This window comes from Rhodoferax sp., assembly GCF_014859475.1.
Taxonomy (GTDB): Bacteria; Pseudomonadota; Gammaproteobacteria; order Burkholderiales; family Burkholderiaceae_C; genus Rhodoferax.
This window is the reverse complement of the sequence record NZ_JACUUE010000154.1, coordinates 1-6,145: the sequence shown is the minus strand read 5'-3', so window position 1 is coordinate 6,145 and position 6,145 is coordinate 1. Positions and strand designations below refer to the sequence as shown.

The 6,145-nt window shown below is 57.4% G+C and carries 5 protein-coding genes; all 5 read left to right on the top strand.

All coding sequences use genetic code 11. From position 1 onward, the window contains the following. A partial coding sequence (locus IBX54_RS11630) for a restriction endonuclease subunit S (protein WP_296542819.1) occupies nt 1–239 on the top strand: 239 nt, incomplete at its 5' end. Between the two features lie 248 nt (nt 240–487). Continuing rightward, nucleotides 488–1,675 (top strand): Fic family protein, encoded by a 1,188-nt coding sequence (locus IBX54_RS11625; RefSeq protein WP_296542818.1) that lies wholly within the window; start codon nt 488–490, stop codon nt 1,673–1,675. Further along, nucleotides 1,672–4,836 carry an HsdR family type I site-specific deoxyribonuclease gene (locus tag IBX54_RS11620; RefSeq protein WP_296542817.1) on the top strand — a complete coding sequence of 1,055 codons (3,165 nt, stop codon included), beginning with the start codon at nt 1,672–1,674 and terminating at the stop codon, nt 4,834–4,836. Before IBX54_RS11625 ends, IBX54_RS11620 begins: the two co-directional genes overlap by 4 nt. Beyond that, nucleotides 4,826–5,578 (top strand): M48 family metallopeptidase, encoded by a 753-nt coding sequence (locus IBX54_RS11615; protein WP_296542816.1) that lies wholly within the window; start codon nt 4,826–4,828, stop codon nt 5,576–5,578. Before IBX54_RS11620 ends, IBX54_RS11615 begins: the two co-directional genes overlap by 11 nt. Nucleotides 5,579–5,879: 301 nt before the next feature. Beyond that, on the top strand, nt 5,880–6,145 hold a 266-nt coding region (locus IBX54_RS11610), incomplete at its 3' end, for a sigma-70 factor domain-containing protein (RefSeq protein WP_296542815.1).

The window sequence follows — 6,145 nt, the reverse complement described above, 5'->3', positions numbered from 1 at the left end:
GTCTCAGTCGGCAGATTACCCTTCTCACCAATTCGTCCTCACAGGGAAACATTGGCATGGGCGACATTGAAAAGTTAGAAGTCCAACTGCCACCGAGCGACGAACAAATCGCCATCGCCACCGTCCTCGCCGACATGGACACCGAACTCACCGCCCTCGAAGCCCGCCGCGACAAGACCCGCGCGCTCAAGCAGGGCATGATGCAAGAGCTACTGACGGGAAAAATCCGCCTGGTATGAACGGCGTGTCGCAATCACCGTCTTTCTTCATTGGCTGGGACGTGGGCGGGTGGAACTGCATCAATGGAGCCTCTAGCCGTGCCCAGAGGCGAAGTTTTTCCAGATGTTGATCAGCGGAATTACAGATAATGATCACGTGGAATTACAGATAAATTTTCAGAACAATTTACGCAAGTAAATGTTTTTAATTGATTTTTTGGTATAGAGTCCACTAAATGTTTACCTTTCAGTAAAGATATTGGATAGCCATGGCTGCATTTCATCACTTTGACCTGGCGCTTCTGAACCCCGCTTTTGACTCACCTCTGGTCGATGTGTTGACTGAGCTGGAACACCTGCGGCGCCTGAAGCTGGCGGGCACCACACCGGCGCCGGTGTTCTTTCAGCTCAAGCGCGTATTCCACATGCTGGAGAGCTTGGGCTCCGCCCGTATTGAGGGCAACCACACCACGCTGGCCGACTATGTGGAGAGCTCGCTGGAAGGCACTGCCACAGCGGGTGACCATCTATCAGAGATTGCCAACATTGAAGAGGCCATGGCCTACATCGAATCCGCGATGCAGCCGGGCGAAGAGGTGTCCGAGCATTTCATTCGCGAACTGCATGTCTTGGCGGTGAATAAACTAGTGCGCGAAGGCGATGCAACCCCTGGTGCCTACCGCGTAGGGCAAGTGCAAATCGCCCAATCAGAGCATCTGCCGCCAGACGGTGTGCTGGTGGGGGACTACATGCAAGAGCTGGTGTCGTTTATTAACCGGGCGGATGCGCCCAAGTATGACCTGATCAAGGTGGCGCTGGCGCACCACCGTTTTGGCTGGATACACCCCTTTGGCAACGGCAATGGGCGGGTGGTACGTTTGTTGACCTATGCGCTGATGATCAAGTACGGCTTCAACGTCAAGGCTGGAGGGCGGGTGTTGAACCCCACGGCAGTATTTTGCAGTGACCGTGACCAGTATTACGCCATGCTGGCCTGTGCTGATGTTGGCACCTCTGATAACTTGGAGCAATGGTGTTTATATGTGTTGCAGGGTGTATTGACTGAGCTGAAGAAGGTGGATCAACTCACCCAGTATGACTACCTGAAGAGTAAGATTTTGGTGCCTGCGCTCACCTACGCGCGCAGCCGAACCTTGATTACCGCGCAAGAAGAAGCAGTGCTGCTTTCCACGGTGAAGTCAGGTGTTGCCAAAGCGGCTGACCTCAGCGCTGCAATGCCGGCCATGAGCGCAGCGCAGCGCACCTACCAAATCAAGAAACTGGTGGAGCGCAAGATGTTGCATCCCATTGCGCCAAACGCACGCCAGTACACACTTGGCTTTGACAACAGCTACCTCATGCGCGGCGTGATTCACGCCCTCTCGCAAGAGAGTTTTATTTCTGCGCCACTCACGGGACAGGCGCCACCAACGCCATCTGCTCAAGAAAAACCATGAGCACCGTCGGCCAAATCGAAAAGCGCACCCAAGCCCGCATCGTCGCCTTGTTTCAGCAGCGGCTGGGTTACGACTATCTGGGTGACAAGTCTGACTTGGACAACCGTAACATCGAGCCAAAGCTGCTCACGGCATGGCTGGCCAAACAGGGCGTGAGTGATACCCTGATAAGCAAGGCGCTGCATGAACTCAACCGGGTGGCCAGCGACACCAGCAAAAGCATTTACGACCGCAACAAAGAGGTCTATGAGCTGCTGCGCTACGGCGTGAAGGTGCTACCCGGCGTGGGTGAAAACCGCATCACAGTCTGGTTGGTGGACTGGAAGCAGCCCACGAACAACCATTTTTGTGTGGCTGAAGAGGTGACGGTCAAAGGCGCCGATGCCAGGGCCAGCACCAAGCGCCCGGACGTGGTGATTTATATCAACGGCATGGCGCTGGGCGTGCTGGAGCTGAAGCGCTCGACCGTGTCGGTGGCCGAGGGCATCCGGCAGAACTTGGACAACCAGAAGAAGGAATTCATCCAGCCGTTCTTCTCGACCATGCAGTGGGTGATGGCGGGCAACGACACCGAAGGGCTGCGCTATGGCGCCATTGAGACCCCGGAAAAATATTACCTGCGTTGGGTGGAAGACACCGGCGCCTATGCCGCAGAGCCGAACCCGCTGGATCGGCAAATCATGCAGGTGTGCAACAAGACCCGGCTGCTGGCGCTGATGCACGATTACGTGGTGTTTGACGCGGGCATCAAAAAGCTGTGCCGCCAGAACCAGTACTTTGGCGTCAAGGCCGCGCAAGCGTTCATTCACCGCCGCGAGGGCGGCATCATCTGGCACACACAGGGCAGCGGCAAGAGTCTGACCATGGTGTGGCTGGCCAAGTGGATACGCGAGAACGTGCCGGGGGCGCGGGTGCTGATCATCACCGACCGCACCGAGCTGGACCAGCAGATTGAAAAAGTGTTCACGGGCGTGAATGAGCACATTCACCGCACCGCCAATGGCCATGACCTGATCGACACGCTCAACGGCACGACGGAATCATTGATCTGTTCGCTGGTACACAAGTTTGGTGGCAAAGCGGATGAAGACACCGACGGCGAAGGCACCCGAGAGTTCATTGAATCGCTGCGCCAGCTGCCGGCTGACTTTGTGGCCAAGGGCGACATCCATGTGTTTGTGGATGAATGCCACCGCACCCAGAGCGGTGATCTGCACAAGGCCATGAAGGCGCTGCTGCCCAATGCCATCTTCATTGGGTTTACCGGCACGCCGCTGCTGAAAGCCGACAAGCAAAAGAGCATCGAGGTGTTTGGCCGCTACATCCACACGTACAAGTTTGACCAAGCCGTGCGCGAGGGCGTGGTGCTGGATTTGCGCTACGAGGCGCGCGACATCGACCAGACCTTGACCAACCGCGACAAGATTGACCAGTGGTTTGAAGCCAAGACCAAGGGACTGAACGATCTGGCCAAGGCGCAGCTCAAGCAAAAGTGGGGCACCATGCAACGGGTGCTGTCGAGCCAAGACCGGCTGCAAAAAATTGTGGCCGACATCCTGATGGACATGGCTACCCGCCCGCGCCTGATGGACGGCCACGGCAACGCCATGTTGGTGGCGGGCAGCATTTATGAGGCGTGCAAGTTTTACGAGCTGTTTGCCAGGACCGAACTCAAGGGCAAGTGCGCCATCGTGACCAGCTACAGCCCCACCGTGGCCGACACAAAGGGTGAAACCACGGGTGAGGGCGTGACCGACAAGCTGCTGAAATACGCGGTGTACGGCCAGATGCTGGCCGACTGGTTCAATGAGCCGGCCGAGGTGGCCATTACCAAGTCGGACAAGTTTGAACTGGCCGTCAAAAAGAAGTTCATCGACGAGCCGGGGCAGATGAAGCTGCTGATTGTGGTGGACAAGCTGCTGACGGGCTTTGATGCACCATCAGCCACCTACCTTTACATCGACAAGCAAATGCGCGACCACGGCCTGTTTCAAGCCATTTGCCGGGTGAACCGCCTGGATGGTGAGAGCAAAGAGTACGGCTACATCATTGACTACAAAGACTTGTTCAAGAGTCTGGAAGGTGCCGTGGGCGACTACACCAGTGGCGCGCTGGACGGCTACGACAAGGATGACGTGAAAGGGCTGCTGGAAGACCGGCTGAAGAAAGCCCGGCAGGACTTGGAAGATGCGCGTGAAGCCGTCAAGGCGCTGTTTGAGCCGGTACTGGCCCCACGCGATCAAGCCGCCTACGGCCATTACTTTTGCGCGATGGAGTCGGGCAATTCGACCCAGCTCAAGGACAACGAAGCCAAGCGGCTCAAGTTGTACAAATTTGTCACGACCCTGATCCGGGCCTATGCGGCGCTTGCCAATGAAATGGCAGAGGCAGGGTACACGCCAGACCAGATTGCAAAGATCAGGGCAGAAGTGGATCACGCCAGCAAGGTGCGCGACGAAGTGCGCTTGGCCAGCGGTGATTACATTGACCTCAAGGCGTATGAGCCGGCCATGCGGCACCTGATTGACACCTACATCCGGGCCGAGGAAAGCGAGAAGATTTCCAGCTTTGACGACATGAGCCTGATCCAGCTCATTGTGGAGCGCGGCCCGGACGCGGCAGCGGCCAAGCTCAAAGGGGTGATGAAGAGCGATGAAGCGGTGGCCGAGGCCATTGAAAACAACGTGCGCAAGCTGATCATCAACGAGTCGCCCGTTGACCCCGCCTATTACGACAAGATGAGCAAACTGCTGGATGCGCTGATCGCGCAGCGACGCAAGGGCGTGGTGAGTTACAAGGAATATCTGGAGAAGATTGCCCAGCTCACCAAGGACGCGACCATGCCGGGTGGCCCGGCGTCTTACCCGGCGGGGATCAAGACCGCTGCGCAACGGGCGTTGTACAACAACTTGGGACAGGACGAGGCGCTGGCCGTGGCGGTGGATGTTGGCGTGATGAGCAGCTTGCAGGACGACTGGCGCAACAGCAGCACCAAAACCAAGCGCGTGCGCCATGCCATCCGCCATGTACTGAGCACCGCCTTGCCCTTGGGTGCGGGGGTGCATGCGCTGGATGTGGGGGCTACCCCTGCGACGCCGGCCGACCTTGAACACGAGACCGACCGGATACTTGAATTGGTGAAAAACCAAGGTGGCTATTGAAGTGAAGGCGCGCAAGACAGAAAGCGATGCCCGTTTGCAAGTTGGCGGGATCAAGGTGGAAGTGGTGCGCAAGGACATCAAGAACCTGCACTTGGGTGTTTACCCACCGTTGGGGCGGGTGCGGGTGGCGGCGCCTTTGGTGATCAGCGATGACGCGGTGCGACTGGCCGTGATTGACAAGCTGGGCTGGATCAAACGGCAAAAAGCCAAGTTTGTCGAGCAGCCGCGCCAGACGCAACGCGAGATGGTGAACGGCGAAAGCCACTACTTTCTGGGGCAGCGCTACCGCCTGCGGGTGCATGAGGTGGCAGCACCGGCCCGGGTGGCGGTGCGCGGCATTGCCAGCCTTGACCTGTTCGTGCGTTCCGGTGCCAGTGCCGAGCAACGTGAAGCTGTGCTGCTGCACTGGTACCGTGGCCAGCTCAAGGCGCTGATACCGCCGTTGCTGGAGAAGTGGCAGCCCATCCTTGGTGTTCAGGCCAGCCACTGGGGCATCAAGAAGATGAAAACCAAGTGGGGGAGCTGCAACCCCAGCGCCAAGCGACTCTGGTTTAATCTGGAGCTGGCCAAAAAGCCTGAGATGTGCCTTGAATACATCGTGGTGCACGAACTGTTGCACCTGCTGGAGCGCAAACACTCGGAACGGTTCACGGCGCTGATGGATGCTTATTTGCCCAACTGGCGGGTGTGCCGCGAGACCCTGAATGGGGGGATGCTGGGGCACGAGGTGTGGGAGTACTGAGTCAGCCCATCCAGAAAACTGGACACAGGCGATTCGACAGATTTGCGGATTTTCGACCAACGAGGACGCAGGATCACGCTGAAAAACCTGGAAGGAAGACCTGTTTATTGTTTAAATTCAATGTTTTACATGTCTTTTTTGATCTCAGACGAGTTCAAAACCTTCCGAACATCGACACCACTTGTCAAATATCAATCTCTTCTCAACTTCTGCCCCTGCACACGTTGCATTGAACTTTTCAATTAGCACTCACTCACAGAGAGTGCTAACATTACGAGCTGAAGTAACAAGGAGTTCTGCCATGACTGTCAATACTGGCGTTGCCGACAATTCCCTGACCTTGGTGAATCCGTGGTCGGTGGTGCCTGCACTGGGCCACCTGGACGCCTACATCTCGGCGGTCAGCCGCATGCCCATGCTGACCCTGGAAGAAGAGCAGTCCTGCGCACGCAAACTGCGCCAGGACAACGACCTGGAGGCGGCGGGGCGGCTGGTGCTGTCACACCTGCGCCTGGTGGTGTCCATTGCGCGCCAGTACCTGGGCTACGGCCTGCCGCATGGCGACCT

What these genes read in the sequence shown, in the direction of transcription:
- IBX54_RS11625 (WP_296542818.1), top strand. Translation starts at nt 488, where the DNA reads ATGGCTGCATTTCATCACTTTGACCTGGCGCTTCTGAACCCCGCTTTT.
- IBX54_RS11620 (WP_296542817.1), top strand. Translation starts at nt 1,672, where the DNA reads ATGAGCACCGTCGGCCAAATCGAAAAGCGCACCCAAGCCCGCATCGTC.